The following is a 16000-nucleotide window of genomic DNA, read 5'->3' as shown; positions in this document are numbered from 1 at the left end:
TGGCCGCGGTGTGGGCGGTCAGCGACGAGCCCATCACCGACGCCGTCAACCACGGCAGCGCCGCCACCAGGGCGGCGCCCAACGCCGTCGCGGCGCACCACCGGCGCGGCCTGCCGCTACCGGGCACCACCGCGCAGGCCAGCGCCACCGTCGCGGCGAGCAGCAGCCCGGTCGGGGTCAGCCCGGCGAGCGCGATCCAGAAGGCCAGCCCCAAGGGCCCGAACCGGCTCGAGGTCGGTGCCGTCCGCAGCGTGACCATCGCGGCCGCCACCCAGGGCAGGCAGCCGTAACCGACCAGCAGGCTCCAATGCCCTTGCAGAAGCCGTTCCGCGATATAGGGATTCCAGATCGCGACGGTGGTGGCGACGAACTGGCCGGGCGCGCCCGCGCAGGGCAGCGTGACCGCGACCAGCCGGGCCGCGCCCCATCCCGCCAGCCACAGCCCGGCCACCAGCAGCGCCTTGACCACGACGCCGCCGTCGACCAGCTGGGAGGCCAGCGCCACCGCGAAGTCCTGGGGGGTGGCGCGCGGCGCCGACGTCAGCCCCAGCGCGGTATCGGACAGATAGGACCGCGGCGTCGACACCGCGTCGCGCAGCAGCAGGTATCCGGGCGCCAGGAGCGGCCCGACCACCAGCAGCGCCAAGACCAGTGCGTACCCGGGTCGGGTCCAGCGCACGGTTAACGCATCCGGGCCGGGCTATTCCCGGTCGTGCGTGCCGGGCGGGTGGGATTCGGTGTGCCCCGCCTCGGTGGGCTCATCCGGGCCGGGCGGGTCGGAGCCGGGCGGACCGGTCTCCTGGCGCGCCTCGGGCCGTTGGGTGGGCAGCTTCTCGGTCTCGGCCTCGGCGCCGGGCACCGGTTCCTCCAGGCCGCTGCGGCCGAAGAAGTCCTGGTCGCCGCGGTCCAGGCCGGGGTCGGTCAGCGCGCTCTCGCTGCGCAGGCTGAACGACGCGAGCAGCCCCCCGCCGATCAGCGCGATCAGACCGACCGCGGTGAAGGTGATCGGCAGGACGCGCGACCACAGCGCCAGCCGGTCGCGCTCGTCGCGGGCGGCGTTCACCTGGGATTCGACGGTGTCCTGGTTCGAGGTGACCTTGTAGTCGGCCAGCGTGAGCTCCGGCTTGAGCGGATCGCGGGCGAAGTAGTGATCGGCGTGCTCGGTCTGTTTGACGATGGTGCCCGACACCGGGTCCACCCAGAAGGTGCGCTGCGCCGCGTAGTAGCGGGTCATGGTGATCTGTTCGTTCGGGTCACCGCCCTGCACGCCCCACATCGCCGCCGACGTGGTCTGCTTGGCATCCTCGTTGCCCGCCAACAGCGACGGGTAGGCCACCGGGGCCACCAGCTTGCCGTCGGCGTTGTAGCCGACGTTCTGGGTGAACTTGTACGTGGTCAGCCCGTTGACGTCTTCCTGGGTGTCGTAGTTGACGTCGAACGCCTTCTGCGCGATCGGATCGAAGTAGGGGTAGGTCTTCTTCTCGGTGTGGAACGGGAACCGGTAGGACAGCCCGTCGTGGCGCAGCGGCATCGCGGTGGGCGGGTTCTCGTCGTTGACGGCACGCGGCTTCTGGACCGAACCGCCGGCGTGGGTGTCGTCGGAGACGGCCAGCGCGGTCTTGCGGTTGAGCGTGACGGTGTCGACGATCGCCAGCAGCAGCCCGCTGTCCTTCTGCTTGTCCGTGCGCCGCAACGAACTTCCGACCTGCAGCGTGACCACGTCGGAGTTGGCGGGCGACTCGACGCTGATCTGCTGCTGGGAGACCAGCGGCACGTTCTGGTTGACGATGACGTGGTCGGTCGACAACGACGCGGAGTCCAGTGCGGTCCCGGTGCCGTCACCGATCAGCGTGGCGTCGATGTTCAGGGGCACCTTGGTGATCCTGCTGGTGGTGTACGTCGTCAAAAGCAGCGCGGCGATCAGCAGGGCGGCTCCGAGTCCGATGATCCCGCATGCGGCGAACCGCAACATGACTGCTCGGTTCACGTCGCTGTGCCCTCCTCAATTTCCTTGCTTCATCAGCCGCGACCCGACCCGAGCAGGCAAGCCCGGGGCAAACTCGTTTGACCCTAACAGCAGAAAGTAAGGCAGCGACTTACGAACCTGTTGCTCGCGCGGACGGGTCCTTCGGGTGTACCGAATGGCCGGACCACACGGCACAGGCAAACTGTGGTGGTGAGCGATGACCAGCGGGTGGGCGGGGTGCGCAGCTTCCTGCCAGCCGTGGAAGGCATGCGCGCCTGCGCGGCCATGGGCGTGGTGGTCACGCACGTCGCGTTCCAGACCGGACACTCCAGCGGCGCCACCGGCAGGCTGTTCGGCCGCTTCGACCTGGCCGTGGCGGTGTTCTTTGCGCTGTCGGGTTTTCTGTTGTGGCGCGGGCATGCCGGGGCGGCACGGGGTTTGGGGTCGCGTCCGGCCACCGGGCACTACCTGCGGTCGCGGGTGGTCCGGATCATGCCCGCCTATGTGGTCGCCGTGGTCGTGATCCTGACGCTGTTGCCCGACGCCGACCACGCCAGCCCGACGGTGTGGCTGGCCAACCTGACCCTCACCCAGATTTATGTGCCGTTGACGCTGACCGGTGGGCTGACCCAGATGTGGAGCCTGTCGGTCGAGGTCAGCTTTTATCTGGCGCTGCCGGTTCTCGCGCTGCTGGCCCGCCGCCTGCCGGCGCGGGGCCGGGTGCCGGCGATCGCCGCGCTGGGCGCGCTGAGCTGGGCGTGGGGGTGGCTCTTCGCGGCCGACTCGGCCTCGGGTATCAATCCGCTGAACTGGCCGCCGGCGTTCTTCTCCTGGTTCGCCGCCGGCATGCTGCTGGCCGAGTGGGTGCACAGCGGGATCGGGCTGCCACACCGGATTGCGCGCCGGCGGTGGGTGATGGCGGCCGTCGCGGTGGTCGCCTACCTGATCGCGGCGTCGCCGCTGGCGGGTCCCGAAGGTCTGGTGCCCGGCACCCCGGCCCAGTTCGCGGTGAAGACCGCGATGGGCTCTGTGGTGGCCTTCGCGCTGGTCGCCCCGCTGGTGCTGGATCGGGTGGACACCGCGCATCGCATCTTGGGGACGACCGCCATGGTGACGTTGGGCCGCTGGTCCTACGGGTTGTTCGTGTGGCATCTGGCGGCGTTGGCGATGGTGTTCCCAGTGCTCGGGACGTTCCCGTTCACCGGCCGCATGCCCACGGTGCTGGTGCTGACGCTGATCTTCGGTTTCGCGATCGCCGCGGTCAGCTATGCGCTGGTCGAGTCGCCGTGCCGAGAAGCGTTGCGCCGCTGGGAGAAACGAGAGAAGCCGGCCGAGACGGCTCAGGATGTCGACGCCGAGGCCGACGCGATCGCGCCGTGAGCCCGCCCGGACGGCCACCTCAATTCCCCTCCGATGCGGTACCGAAGGTCTCGAAACCTCTTTTTTGGGTAACCCCGAGTGTGAGAGAGCGGCGGGTCGCGGGTGCCGGAAGCGGCAAGGCAACGAAGTCGCTTCGGTCCAGGAGAGGCGTTCGACAATGGACAACGACACGATCGCGGCACGGCCGATGGCGGACACGCCACACGAGGAGTTAAGTCCTGGCGAGCGTCCGCTCTCGCCGGATGACGATCCCTTCTACCAACCGCCGCCGGGTTATGAACAGGCTGAATGTGGCACCGTGCTGCGCTCGCGCACGGTCGAGTTGGGCTTCCTGGGCCTGCTGCCGCAAAGCTTCACGGCCACCCAACTCCTCTACCGCAGCACGAACCTGCACGACGATCCCGAGGTCGCCGTGACCACTTTGTTGCTGCCGGAACAGCGCGATCCGCGGTGTCCGGTGTTGTCGTATCAGTGCGCTATCGATGCGGTGGCGTCGCAGTGTTTCCCGTCGTACGCGCTGCGCCGCGGCGCCGGGGCGATCGGCGCGTTCACGCAGGCGGAGTTCCTGCTGGTGGCGGCGGCACTGGCCGAAGGGTGGGCGGTCTCGGTGCCCGACCACGAGGGCTGTCACGGCATGTGGGGCGCACCCCGCGAGCCGGGATACCGCATTCTCGACGGTGTCCGGGCGGCCCTGAATTGCGAACGCCTGGGCTTGTCCCCGTCCGCCCCGGTGGGTTTGTGGGGTTATTCGGGCGGTGGTTTCGCCTCCGCGTGGGCGGCCGAGGCGGCCGCCCGCTACGCGCCGGAACTCAATATCGTCGGCGCGGTGCTCGGCTCACCGGTCGCCGACCCGGAAAGCGTCGCGCGCCGCCTCAACGGGTCGTTTTTCGCCGGACTCGCCGCGCTGATGATCGCGGCGCTGACGGAGGTGTTCCCGGAAGCGCAGCGGGTCGTCATCGAGCACGCCACCGAGGAGGGCAGGGCGGTGCTGAACGAATTGCGGAAGCTGACCACCGCGGGCGCGGTTCGGCGGCTGCGCAACGCAGACATCGGCTCCTACGTCGACATCTCCACCGACGAACTGTGGGACCTGCCGGAGGTGCGCCACATCTTCGACGAAACCAAGCTCGGCAGAACCCCACCCGAACTGCCCCTGCTGGTGATCCAGGCGGTGCACGACAGGATCATCAGTGTCGACGACATCGATGAGCTCGTCGCGACGTATGGCGCGGCGGGGGTGGCGGTCACCTATCACCGCGATCGATTCTGCGGTCACCTGCTGCTGCACCCGCTGTCCTCGCCGATGGCCCTCAGGTGGCTGCGCGACCGGTTCACCGGACGCCCGATCGACGAAAACAGGACCCGGACGGTGTGGCCGACCCTGTTCAACCCGTCGACCTACCTCGGCATGCTGAAGCTCGGCGCGATCACGACCAAGGTGATCTTGGGACGGCCGGTCCGGTCCCGTCCGCTCTCCAAATCCGACGCGGCGTAGCGGCTCGCCGGGTCATCCCGCAGCGGGCCTGAGCCGGAGGGGCGCCTCCTAACCGGGCACGGCTTCGATGACGCAGAGCGGGCCCGCCGTCTGCACCACGCGCTGCAGCCGGAAGCCGCCCCGCCGGAGTAGATCGGTCCACTGCTTGAGATCGCGTTCCAGTGCGCCCGCCATCACCAGCATCTCCATATCGGCGTAGTGGCCGAGGAATTCGCGGTCGTGGTCGGGGACGACCATCTCCAGCAGCAGCAGCTTCGCGCCCGCAGGGGCCGCGGCTTTGATGGTGCCGAGGATCGCGATGGCTTTGTCATCGGGCCAGTCGTGGATGACGTTCTTCATCACATAGGCGTCAGCGACTGGGACGCTTTCGAAGAACGACCCGCCCGTCACCGTGACTCGGTCGGCGACGCCGTGCGCGGCCAACACAGGTGGTGCTCCCTCGACTGCCTCGGGGAGGTCGAACAGCACGCCGCGGGCGTTGGGGGCGGCGGTGAGAAGGGACGAGAGTAACCGGCCGTGGCCGCCACCGATATCGGCGATGACGCCGAAGTTGCTGAAGTCGTACGCCGCGACCGCCGCAGCCTCCAACACTGACGACGTGGAGGTCATGGCGTTGTTGAAGATCTCCGCGAACTCGGGGTCGTCCCGGAGATAGTCGAAGATGTCCTTGCCGAACACTTTCGGGGGATTCGGCTCTCCGGTACGCACCGCATCGGCCAGCCGTGTCCAGTTCGCTCGGTGTTGCGGGGAGCCGAAGAACAGGGCAGTCCCATGCGTCGAGATCGGCGAGTCGGTGCGCAACGTGTCGGCCAGCGCGTTCAGCGCGAAACGGCCGTCGCGACGCCTGCGAAACACGCCGCGGCTGATCAGCAACCGCATGAGCCGCGCCACGCTGTCCGGGTCGGCCCCGATGCGGCGCGCCAACTCCTCGTTGGTCAACGGGCCCGCAGCCAGCGCGTCGGCAATGCCCAATTGCGCGGATGCCGAGATGGCCTGCGACAGAAAGGCCCCGAAGAGGATTTCGATGACCGCGATCGGCGGGGGTGCCAGTCTCTGGTATAGCCGCCCCACGTGATGACGGACTCGCTCGACCGCCCGAGCCACCCGGGCGGGCGGCAGTCTCGGGGTTGATGTCGGTGACTTAGACGGCATCGTTCTCCAGTACCTGGTCATTACAGACGATTACAGACTCGAAAAAACAAGTATTCCTGCTGGAGCATCTTCGCGCGGCCCAAGCTTGATTTAAATGCACTGTCGTATGCGTTGATCGCCGAATGCGGCTCATGGCGGCCCTAGACCAGTGCGGGTCAGCTGGCCTCCGCGGTCGACAAGCGCTCGATGATCTGGGCCCGCACCGCCGAGCGGCGGGCCTTGCCGGCGTCGTCGCGCAACGGGGTGTCGACGAACTCGACGGTGTGCGGCACCTTGTACCCCGCCACATGCTCGCGCAGAAACTCTTGCACGCCAACGCAATCCAGGTTCGAACCGTCGATCGGGTGCACGAGTGCGTATGGCACCTGGCCGAGATCCTCGTGGGGGACTCCGACGACCAGACACGACAGCACGTCCGGGTGCGCCGAGAGCGCGTTCTCGATCTCGGCGGGGTAGACGTTGCGGCCCCCGACGGTGAACATGTCGACCCGCCGGTCCGAGAGATACAGGAAGCCGTCGGCATCGAAATAGCCGAGATCGCCCAGCGAGTCCCAGCCGTCGCGGCTTTTCGCCGTGGCGCCGACATAGCGGTAGGTGGGCGCGCTGTCCGGGCCGGGCCGCATGTAGATCTCGCCGACCACGCCGGGCGGGCAGGGGTTGCCGTCGTCGTCGAGCACCTTCATCTCGCCGGCCACCACCAGGCCAACCGAGCCGCGGTGCGCCAGCCACTGGTCTCCGGAGATGAATGTCAGCGCCTGTAATTCGGTGCCGCCGTAGAGTTCCCAGACTTTCTCCGCGCCCAGCAGGTCGATCCACGCCTGCTTGATGGCCGGGGGACAGGGCGCGCCCAGGTGCCAGAACCGCCGAATCGAGGACAGGTCGTAGGCTTCCGGGTTGGCCTGGTAGACCGGCAGCGTCCGCTGCATGATCGTCGGCACCGTCGTCAAAAAGGTGACGCGATGGTCGGCGATCAGCCGGAGAAACCGCTCGGGGTCGAACCGGCTCATCAACACCAGGTGATGGCGCATCAGCAACGCGATGGTCGCGGTGGTGAAACCGGTGTTGTGGCTCAACGGCACCGGCACCAGAGTGGTGTCGCCCTCCTGGGCGCCCAGCGGGTAGCCGATCGCCGCCGGTATCCGGCTATCGCCGCCGGATTCGATCAGCTTGGGCCGCCCGGTGCTGCCCCCGGATCCCATCGCCTTCCACACCGGTGACACCGCCTCGGGCAGCGCCTCATCCGACAACGCCGGATCGGGTTCGAAACCGGCTGGCACGCTTGCCATTCCAGGGTGCTCGCGGCCGACCAGCAGGGCGGGTGGGCGCAAGTCCAGCAGTCCCTGCAGCTCCGCGTCGGGCAACCGGGCGGACAACGGCTGGGGCACCGCGCCTAGCTTCCAGCACGCCACCGCGGCCTGGATCCACTCGACCGAATTCGGCAGCACCATCGTCACGTAGTCGCCGACGCCCACCCCGAGTTCCGCGTAGGCGCGGGCCAACCGATTCGTCGAACGGTCGAGCTCGGCCCGGGTCAGGGTGGTGCCGTCGCAGGTGACCGCCGGTTCGTCGGGGGCCAGTGCGGCCAGCGCCGAAATCTGGGAACCGATCGGCGGGATCGGCTCACTCATAAGCGCCCTGCCGCTCGAAGATGCGGCGCGGATTGTCCACCAGCATGGTTTGCAGCTGCTCGTCGGTGACGCCGCGCTCCTTGAGCGCCGGGATGACGTCGTTGTGGATGTGCAGGTAGTGCCAGTTCGGCAGCATCTGCGACCCCAGCTCCTCCGGGATCGCATCGAAGTAACAGTTGGCGTCGTGCGAGAGCACCATCTTGTCGGCGTGTCCGCGCTCGCACATCCGCACCACCGTGTTCACCCGATCCTCGAAGGGCAGGAACGCGTCGATGCCGAAGCGGTCCATCCCGAGGTAGGAGCCGGCGGCGATCAGCTCCTCGAGGTAGCCGATGTCGGTGCTGTCGCCGGAGTGACCGATCACCACCCGGCTCAGGTCGACGCCCTCCTCTTCGAAGATGCGTTGCTGCTCGAGCCCGCGCCGCAGCCCCGCGTGGGTGTGCGTCGAGATCGGCACGCCGGTGCGCTTGTGCGCCTGGGCGACCGCGCGCAGCACCCGCTCGACGCCCGGTGTGACGCCGGGTTCGTCGGTGGCGCATTTGAGGATCCCGGCCTTGATGCCGGTGTCGGCGATGCCCTGCTCGATGTCGCGGACGAACATGTCGGTCATGATCTCCGGCCCGCCCGCCAGTGCGCCCGGGCCGAGGTAGTGAAAGTACATCGGCACGTCGTTGTAGGTGTAAAGCCCAGTCGCCACAACGATATTCAGCTCGGTGGCCGCCGCGACCCGGGCGATGCGCGGGATGTAGCGGCCCAGGCCGATCACGGTGAGATCGACGATGGTGTCCACCCCGCGGGCCTTGAGCTCGTTGAGCCGTTTGATGGCGTCGGCCACCCGCTGTTCTTCGTCGCCCCACGCTTCGGGGTAGTTCTCCGCGATCTCGGTGGTCATGATGAACACGTGCTCATGCATGAGGGTGACGCCTAGCGCAGCGGTATCGATGGACCCGCGAGCGGTATTGAGTTCTGACACGCCACTGATGCTAGGTCGACTAACACCCGACCAACAGGGTCGTTTTATTCCAGGCACCCCCGGGGGCCGCGCCATTGCAGTACCGTCACCCTCGTCTTCGTCGAGAACCCGCTGGGAGTCACGTCATGTTGCTCAATCCCAACCACTTGCAACGCCAGTACCCAGACCGCCGCTCGGGGGAGATCATGGCCGCCACGGTGGACTTCTTCGAATCCCGCGGCAAGGCCAGGCTGAAGTCCGACGACCACGAACGGGTCTGGTACTCGGACTTTTTGGAGCACGTCGGCCGGGAGCGCATCTTCGCGTCGCTGCTGACACCGTCGGCCTATGGGGCCGATGATTGCCGCTGGGACACCTACCGGATCAGTGCGTTCGCCGAGATCGTCGGCTTCTACGGGCTCAACTACTGGTATCCCTTCCAGGTCACCGCCCTGGGCCTGGGGCCGATCTGGATGAGCGCCAACTCCGACGCCAAGCGCAAGGCCGCCGCGCTGCTCGAGGCCGGCGAGGTCTTCGCGTTCGGCTTGTCGGAGCAGACGCACGGCGCGGACGTCTACCAGACCGACATGAACCTGACGCCTTCCGAGGCGGGTTGGGTCGCCAACGGCGAAAAGTACTACATCGGCAACGCCAACGTGGCCCGGATGGTGTCCACCTTCGGCAAGTTCGACGACACCGACGAGTACGTGTTCTTCGCCGCCGACTCTCAGCACGAGCGCTACCGGTTGATCAAGAACGTGGTGAACTCGCAGAACTTCGTCGCCAACTACGCGCTGCGCGACTACCCGGTGACCGAGGCCGACATCCTGCACCGCGGGCCCGAGGCGTTCCACGCGGCGCTCAACACCGTCAACGTCTGCAAGTACAACCTCGGCTGGGGCGCGGTCGGGATGTGTACCCACGCGATGTACGAGGCGGTCACCCACGCCTCCAACCGCATCCTGTACGGGACGGTGGTCACCGACTTCACCCATGTGCGGCGGCTGCTCACCGACGCCTACGCGCGGTTGGTCGCGATGCGGATGGTCGCCACCCGCGCCTGCGACTACATGCGCAGCGCGTCGGCCTCCGACCGCCGCTACCTGCTGTACAGCCCGCTCACCAAGGCGAAGATCACCAGCGAGGGCGAACGCGTCATCGCCGCGCTGTGGGACGTCATCGCCGCCAAGGGCGTGGAGAAGGACACCATCTTCGAGGCGATGACCCGCGAAATCGGTTTGCTCCCAAGGCTGGAAGGCACCGTCCACATCAACATCGGGCTGCTCGGCAAGTTCATGCCCAATTTCCTGTTTGCGCCGAACGCCGACTTGCCGTTGATCGGGCGTCGCGATGACGCCGCCGACGACACCTTCCTGTTCAACCAGGGCCCCACCGGCGGGCTGGGCAAGGTGCGCTTCCACGATTGGCGCGCGCCGTTCGACCGCTTCGGGCACCTGCCCAACGTCGCGCTGCTGCGCTCGCAGATCGACGTGTTGGCCGACATGCTGGCCGGCGCGACGCCGGATGCCGCGCAGCAGAAAGACATCGACTTCGCCTTCGCCGTCGGGCAGTTGTTCGCCACCGTGCCCTACGCCCAGCTCATCCTGGAGGAGGCCGGGCTGTCGGGCGTCGACGAGGGACTGATCGACGAGATCTTCGCCGTGCTGGTCCGCGACTTCAACGCGTACGCCGTCGAGCTGGGCGACAAGCCGGCGACGACGGACGCGCAGGCCCGCTTCGCGATGCGGATGATCCGTCGCCCCGCCCACGACCCGTCGCGCTACGACCAGCTGTGGAAAGAGCACATCGCGCCCATCAACGGCGCGTATCAGATGCGGCCGTAGGGCCGGCGTCGCTCGTCGAGCGCCCGGCCAGCCGGGCGCGGGGCTGCGAGCGCCCGTCCAACGGGGCGCTCGGGGGGAAGTTAGTTTCACGTTGGGCTGCGAGCGTGAAGTTGGTTGCACGTTGGGCCGCCGGAACCCCTTGACTGTGACGCAGATCACCGTAATATGACCAGTGGTCATTGAGGTGAGGAGGTTGCATTGCCAACGGTCACCTGGGCGCGCGTCGATCCCGCCCGTCGCGCCGCGATCATCGAAGCCGCGGAGGCGGAGTTCGGGGCGCACGGGTTCTCCCGGGGCAGCCTGAACGTCATCGCGCGCCGCGCTGGGGTCGCCAAGGGCAGCCTGTTCCAGTACTTCGCGGACAAGCGCGACCTGTATGCGTTCATCGCCGACATCGGCAGCCAGCGGGTGCGGGCTTACATGGAGGACCGCATCCGCGAGCTGGATCCGAGCCGGCCGTTCTTCGACTTCCTGACCGACTGGCTCGACGCGTGGGTGGCCTACTTCGCCGACCACCCGCACGAACGGGCGCTGCACGCCGCGGCGACCCTGGAAGTCGATACCGAGGCCCGGGTCAGCGTGCAGAACGTCATCCACCGGCACTACCTGGCGGTGATGCGCCCGCTGGTGCGCGACGCGCAGCTGCGCGGCGACCTGCGCGCGGATTCCGACACCGACGCGCTGCTGTCGTTGCTGCTGTTGATCTTTCCGCACCTGGCGCTGGCGCCCTACATGCGCGGCCTGGATCCGATTCTCGGGCTCGACGAGCCCACCCCGGAGCAGCCGGCGCTGGCCGTGCGCAGGCTCGTCGCGGTGCTGGCCGCCGCGTTCTCGACCGCGCCGAAATCCGCGCCAACCAGCCCAGCCCCCAAACGATCTGAGGAGGTCACATGAATCGCACCCGAATCGCCTCGATGGCACAGGGCGGCCTCAACTGGGACAGCTTGCCGCTCAAGCTCTTTGCGGGCGGCAACGCGAAATTCTGGAATCCGGCCGACATCGACTTCTCCCGCGATCGCGAGGACTGGGAGCGGCTCACCGACGACGAACGCAGCTATGCGACCCGGCTGTGCGCCGAGTTCATCGCCGGCGAGGAGTCGGTGACCCAGGACATCCAGCCGTTCATGGCCGCGATGCGGGCCGAAGGCCGGCTCGGCGACGAGATGTATCTGACGCAGTTCGCCTTCGAGGAAGCCAAGCACGTCCAGGTGTTCCGCATGTGGCTCGACGCCGTCGGCATCACCGAGGACCTGCACTACTACCTCGACGACGTGCCCACCTACCGCACGATCTTCTATGAGGAACTGCCGGACTGTCTGAACGCGCTGACGGTCGATCCGTCGCCGGCCGCCCAGGTCCGCGCGTCGGTGACCTACAACCACATGGTCGAAGGCATGCTGGCGCTGACCGGCTACTTCGGCTGGCACAAGATCTGCGTGGAGCGCGGCATCCTGCCCGGCATGCAGGAGCTGGTGCGTCGCATCGGCGACGACGAGCGACGCCACATGGCCTGGGGCACCTTCACCTGCCGGCGCCACGTGGCCGCGGACGACGCCAACTGGGGCGTCTTCGAGACCCGGATGAACGAGCTGATGCCGCTGGGCCTGCGCCTGATCGAGGAGGGCTTCGCCCTCTACGACCCGATGCCCTTCGGCCTGTCGGTGGACGAGTTCATGGCTTACGCCTCCGATAAGGGGATGCGGCGCTTCGGCACCATCTCCAGCGCGCGCGGGCGCCCGCTCAGCGAGATCGACCTCGACTACTCGCCGGTCCAGCTCGAGGACACCTTCGCCGAGGAGGACGAGAAGCTGCTGGCTGGGGTGTGACGGCGGCGGCCCGAGCTCACTCGACCTTGTCGTCGCCCGACGAGGAGCCGCTCTCGGGTTCCCCGACCCACACGGTCTTGGCGTTGACGAACGCGCGGATGCCCAGGCCCGCGAGCTCGCGGCCGTAGCCCGACCGCTTGACGCCGCCGAATCCCAACTCCGGGTAGGAAACCGTCATCCCGTTGATGAAGACCTGGCCAGCCTCGATGTCGTCGATGAAGCGCTGCTGCTCGGCCTCGTCGTTGGTCCAGGCGTTGGATCCCAGGCCGAAGGTGGTGGCGTTGGCGATCTCGATGGCTTCGTCGATGTCGGCGGCCCGGTACATCGACGCGACGGGGCCGAACACCTCCTCGGTGTAGAGGGCCATGTCCTTGGTGATGTCGGTGACGACGGTCGGCGGGTAGTACCACCCCGGCCGGTCGATGGGCTTGCCGCCGAGGCGGATTTTGGCGCCCGCCGCGGCGGCGTCGTCGACCTGCTTGGCGATCTCGTCGCGGCCCGACTCGGTCGCCAGTGGGCCCACGTCGGTGTCCGGGTCGGTCGGGTCGCCGACGGTCAGCGCCTCCATCTGCTCGGTGAACTTGTCGACGAACGCGTCGTAGATGTCGGTGTGCACGATGAACCGCTTTGCGGCGATGCACGATTGGCCGTTGTTCTGCACCCGGGCGGTGACCGCGGTCTTGGCGGCCTCGTCGAGGTTCGCCGACGGCATCACGATGAACGGGTCGCTGCCGCCGAGCTCGAGCACGGTCGGCTTGATCTCGTCGCCGGCGATGGCCGCCACGGACTGGCCGGCCGGTTCGCTACCGGTCAGGGTCGCCGCCGCCACCCGCGGATCGCGCAGGATGCGCTCGACCGCGCTGGAGGAGACGAGCAGGGTTTGGAAACACCCCTCGGGGAAGCCGCCGCGCGCGATGACGTCGGCGAGGTACAGCGCGGACTGCGGCACGTTCGACGCGTGCTTGAGGATCCCGACGTTGCCGGCCATCAGCGCCGGTGCGGCGAACCGGACGGCCTGCCAAAGCGGGAAGTTCCACGGCATCACCGCCAGCACCACCCCGAGCGGTTGATAGCGCGTGTAGGCCTTCTTCGCGCCCACCGCCTTGGCGTCGGCCGGTTCGTCGGCCAGCAGCTGCTCGGCGTTTTCGGCGTAGTAGCGAAAACCCTTGGCGCACTTCAGCGCTTCCGCCTTGGCCGACTTCAGGGTCTTGCCCATCTCCAGCGTCATCATGGCGGCGACATCGTCGGCCTCCGCCTCGAGCAGGTCGGCGGTGGCGTTTGCCCACTCGGCCCGCTGGGCAAACGTGGTGTTGTGGCGGTAATCGAGGAAGCGTTCGTAGGCACGGGCAATCGCGGCGTCGACCTCTTGGTCGGTGGCCGGGGTGAAGGTCTTCACTGTCTCGCCGGTAGCCGGGTTAATGGTGGCGATGGGCACGTCGGCCCTCCTTCATCGGGTTCGTGTTGCTTACGGCTGAAAAGTCCAACACCTAGCCTGCCACTATCGTTCCCCTAAGGGAGGTGTCGGATGACCAAAGCCGCTGAGCTGATCGTCAAGTGCCTGGAAAACGAGGGTGTTTCCGTCGTGTTCGGGGTGCCCGGCGAGGAGAACATCCGGTTGGTGCAGGCGCTGGCTTCCTCGAGCATCCGTTATGTGCTCACCCGGCACGAGCAGGCCGCCTCGTTCATGGCCGAGATGTACGGCAGGGTCACCGGACGCGCCGCGGTGGTCTCGGCCACGCTGGGCCCGGGCGCCATCAACATGCAGCTCGGGGTGGCCGACGCCACCACCAACAGCACCCCGCTGGTCGCCATCTCCGCGCAGGTGGGCCACGACCGGGAGTTCAAGGAGTCACACCAATACGTCGACCTGGTGTCGATGTTCGCCCCCATCACCCGGTGGTCGGCCGGCGTCCCGACCGCGCGGGCCATCCCCGAGATGGTCCGCAAGGCGTTCAAAGTCTCCGAGGCCGAGCGTCCGGCCGCGGTCTACCTGGCGGTGCCCGAGCACATCGACGCCGACGACACCGACTACGACCTGCGACCGTTGCCCCGCAATGTCGTCCGCGCCGACGCGCCGGCCCCGCGCCAGGTGGCGCGCGCCGTCGATGTGCTGCGCAACGCCAAACGCCCGGTGGTGCTGGCCGGGCACGGCGCCGCGCGCGCCGACGCGACCAAGGCCCTGGTGCGCTTCTCCGAGGAATTCGGCATCCAGGTGGCCAACACGTTCCACGGCAAGGGCGTCATGCCCGACGACCACCCGAACAGCATCGGGACGCTGGGCTTCATGCGGCACGACTACGTCAACTTCGGCTTCGACAACGCCGACGCCGTCATCGCCGTCGGCTACGAGTTGCAGGAATTCGACCCGGTCCGGATCAACCCGCAGGGCGACAAGAAGATCATCCACATCCACCGCTTCCCGGCCGAGGTCGACGCGCACTACTCCGTCGACGTGGGGATCATCGGCGACATCAGCGACTCGCTGAACGCCCTGACCGACGCGCTGTCCGGTCATACCTTCGATCACGCCGCCGATGTGCCCGGTTCGGGCCTGCTGGCCGATGAATTCGAACGGGGACAACAGGATTCGCGCTACCCGCTGGCGCCCGCCCGGGTGGTCGCCGATACCCGCGCGGCGCTGGGCCGCAGCGACATCGTGCTGGTCGACACCGGAGCCACCAAGATGTGGATGGCGCGGCTCTACCCGACCTTCGAGCGTAATACCTGCCTGATCTCGAATGGCTTGTCCACCATGAGTTTTGCCCTCCCGGGGGCGCTGGGCGTCAAGCTGGCGCAGCCGGAGGCCAAGGTGCTGGCCGTCGTCGGCGATGGCGCGTTCCTGATGAACTCGCAGGAAATCGAGACCGCCGTGCGCGAGCGCATCCCGCTGGTGGTGCTGATCTGGGAGGACGGCGGTTACGGCCTCATCGAATGGAAGATGGACCTCGAGCTCGGGGCGCACTACTACGTGAAGTTCAACAACCCCGACGTGGTCAAGTACGCAGAAAGCTTCGGCGCCAAGGGATACCGGATCAACAGCGCCGACGAACTGCTGCCCACGCTGCGGGCCGCGCTCGACGACGACGGGGTCTCGCTGATCAGTTGCCCGGTCGACTACTCCGAGAATCTACGGCTGACCGACCGCCTCGGCGAGCTGGACGAAACGCTCTAGAGAGCGCGCCGGCCTTCGGGAGACCTGCGAACGAGCGTCCCGCCGGTCCACGTGATCGAATGGGCACATGCTGTTCCGTCAGCTGGAGTACTTTGTCGCGCTCGCGCAGGAGCGCCATTTCGCCCGCGCGGCGAGCGCCTGTTACGTCTCCCAGCCCGCGCTGTCGGAAGCGATCCGCAAGCTCGAATCGGAACTCAACGTCCCGTTGGTGCGGCGCGGTCAGAAGTTCGAGGGCCTGACCCCGGAGGGTGAGCGGCTGGTGCCGTGGGCGCGGCGCATCCTGGCCGACCGCGACGCCCTCAAGCAGGAAGTCACCGCGCTGCAGGCCGGCCTGACCGGTGAATTGCGGCTCGGGGTGGTGCCGGCCGCGTCGACTACCGTTGCGTTGCTGACGGATCCGTTCTGCGCGGCGCATCCGTTGGTCCGGATACAGGATGCCCGCGTCCAGTTCGAACCTGCGGACGCGTTCCACGATGCCGGCCGAGCGCAGGTTGACCTCGAGCTGAACCCGGACCAACGGATGCGCCGCGCAGAACGGATCCGTCAGCAACGCAACGGTAGTCGACGCGGCCGGCACCACCCCGA

Annotated in this window: 12 protein-coding genes and 1 pseudogene; 7 read left to right on the top strand and 6 right to left on the bottom strand. The window is 67.7% G+C overall.

Annotation, left to right across the window (positions count from 1 at the left end; all coding sequences use genetic code 11):
• Positions 1-679: pseudogene (locus A5622_RS00990) on the bottom strand (hypothetical protein); the annotation flags it as partial.
• 21 nt (positions 680-700) lie between these two features.
• The gene (locus A5622_RS00985) at positions 701-1987 is read right to left on the bottom strand and encodes a DUF3068 domain-containing protein (RefSeq protein WP_197505177.1); all 1287 of its coding nucleotides are present in this window, start codon (positions 1985-1987) and stop codon (positions 701-703) included.
• A 183-nt stretch (positions 1988-2170) separates the two neighbouring features.
• Between A5622_RS00985 and A5622_RS00980 the strand changes: the two genes are divergently transcribed.
• Both A5622_RS00980 and A5622_RS00975 read left to right on the top strand, forming a co-directional pair.
• A complete protein-coding gene (locus tag A5622_RS00980; protein WP_066876092.1) occupies positions 2171-3346 on the top strand; it encodes an acyltransferase in 1176 nt (391 codons plus the stop codon).
• Between the two features lie 157 nt (positions 3347-3503).
• Positions 3504-4841, top strand: a complete 1338-nt coding sequence (locus A5622_RS00975; protein ID WP_066876087.1) for a lipase family protein — start codon at positions 3504-3506, stop codon at positions 4839-4841.
• A 48-nt stretch (positions 4842-4889) separates the two neighbouring features.
• On the opposite strand, the gene A5622_RS00970 is transcribed toward A5622_RS00975, so the two are convergent.
• The 3 genes from A5622_RS00970 to A5622_RS00960 all read right to left on the bottom strand — a co-directional run bounded on the left by A5622_RS00970 (position 4890) and on the right by A5622_RS00960 (position 8594).
• Entirely contained in the window at positions 4890-5912 is a 1023-nt protein-coding gene (locus tag A5622_RS00970) for a methyltransferase (RefSeq protein ID WP_066876085.1), read from the bottom strand.
• Positions 5913-6148: 236 nt separating this feature from the next.
• The gene (locus A5622_RS00965; RefSeq protein WP_066876083.1) at positions 6149-7621 is read right to left on the bottom strand and encodes an AMP-binding protein; all 1473 of its coding nucleotides are present in this window, start codon (positions 7619-7621) and stop codon (positions 6149-6151) included.
• The gene (locus A5622_RS00960; protein ID WP_066876081.1) at positions 7614-8594 is read right to left on the bottom strand and encodes a phosphotriesterase; all 981 of its coding nucleotides are present in this window, start codon (positions 8592-8594) and stop codon (positions 7614-7616) included. Before A5622_RS00960 ends, A5622_RS00965 begins: the two co-directional genes overlap by 8 nt.
• Before the next feature lie 125 nt (positions 8595-8719).
• On the opposite strand from A5622_RS00960, the gene A5622_RS00955 reads away from it, so the two are divergent.
• The 3 genes from A5622_RS00955 to A5622_RS00945 all read left to right on the top strand — a co-directional run bounded on the left by A5622_RS00955 (position 8720) and on the right by A5622_RS00945 (position 12243).
• Complete coding sequence (locus tag A5622_RS00955; RefSeq protein WP_066865977.1) at positions 8720-10417, top strand: acyl-CoA dehydrogenase family protein; 1698 nt, start codon at positions 8720-8722, stop codon at positions 10415-10417.
• 198 nt (positions 10418-10615) lie between these two features.
• Positions 10616-11311, top strand: a complete 696-nt coding sequence (locus A5622_RS00950) for a TetR/AcrR family transcriptional regulator (RefSeq protein WP_066876079.1) — start codon at positions 10616-10618, stop codon at positions 11309-11311.
• Entirely contained in the window at positions 11308-12243 is a 936-nt protein-coding gene (locus A5622_RS00945; RefSeq protein ID WP_066865970.1) for a R2-like ligand-binding oxidase, read from the top strand. Before A5622_RS00950 ends, A5622_RS00945 begins: the two co-directional genes overlap by 4 nt.
• Before the next feature lie 16 nt (positions 12244-12259).
• On the opposite strand, the gene A5622_RS00940 is transcribed toward A5622_RS00945, so the two are convergent.
• Entirely contained in the window at positions 12260-13678 is a 1419-nt protein-coding gene (locus A5622_RS00940; RefSeq protein WP_066876077.1) for an NADP-dependent succinic semialdehyde dehydrogenase, read from the bottom strand.
• Positions 13679-13768: 90 nt separating this feature from the next.
• Here A5622_RS00940 and A5622_RS00935 point away from each other — a divergent pair, with 90 nt between their 5' ends.
• Together A5622_RS00935 and A5622_RS00930 are read left to right on the top strand one after the other, a co-directional pair.
• Positions 13769-15415 carry an acetolactate synthase large subunit gene (locus A5622_RS00935; protein ID WP_066865964.1) on the top strand — a complete coding sequence of 549 codons (1647 nt, stop codon included), beginning with the start codon at positions 13769-13771 and terminating at the stop codon, positions 15413-15415.
• A 67-nt stretch (positions 15416-15482) separates the two neighbouring features.
• Positions 15483-16000: LysR family transcriptional regulator (locus A5622_RS00930; RefSeq protein ID WP_232002803.1), on the top strand; the 518-nt coding region annotated here is incomplete at its 3' end.

Source organism: Mycobacterium sp. 1245801.1, from assembly GCF_001673055.1.
GTDB classification, from domain to species: domain Bacteria; phylum Actinomycetota; class Actinomycetes; order Mycobacteriales; family Mycobacteriaceae; genus Mycobacterium; species Mycobacterium europaeum_A.
Note: the sequence above shows the minus strand (reverse complement) of the source record. Positions and strands in the feature narration are given on the sequence as shown.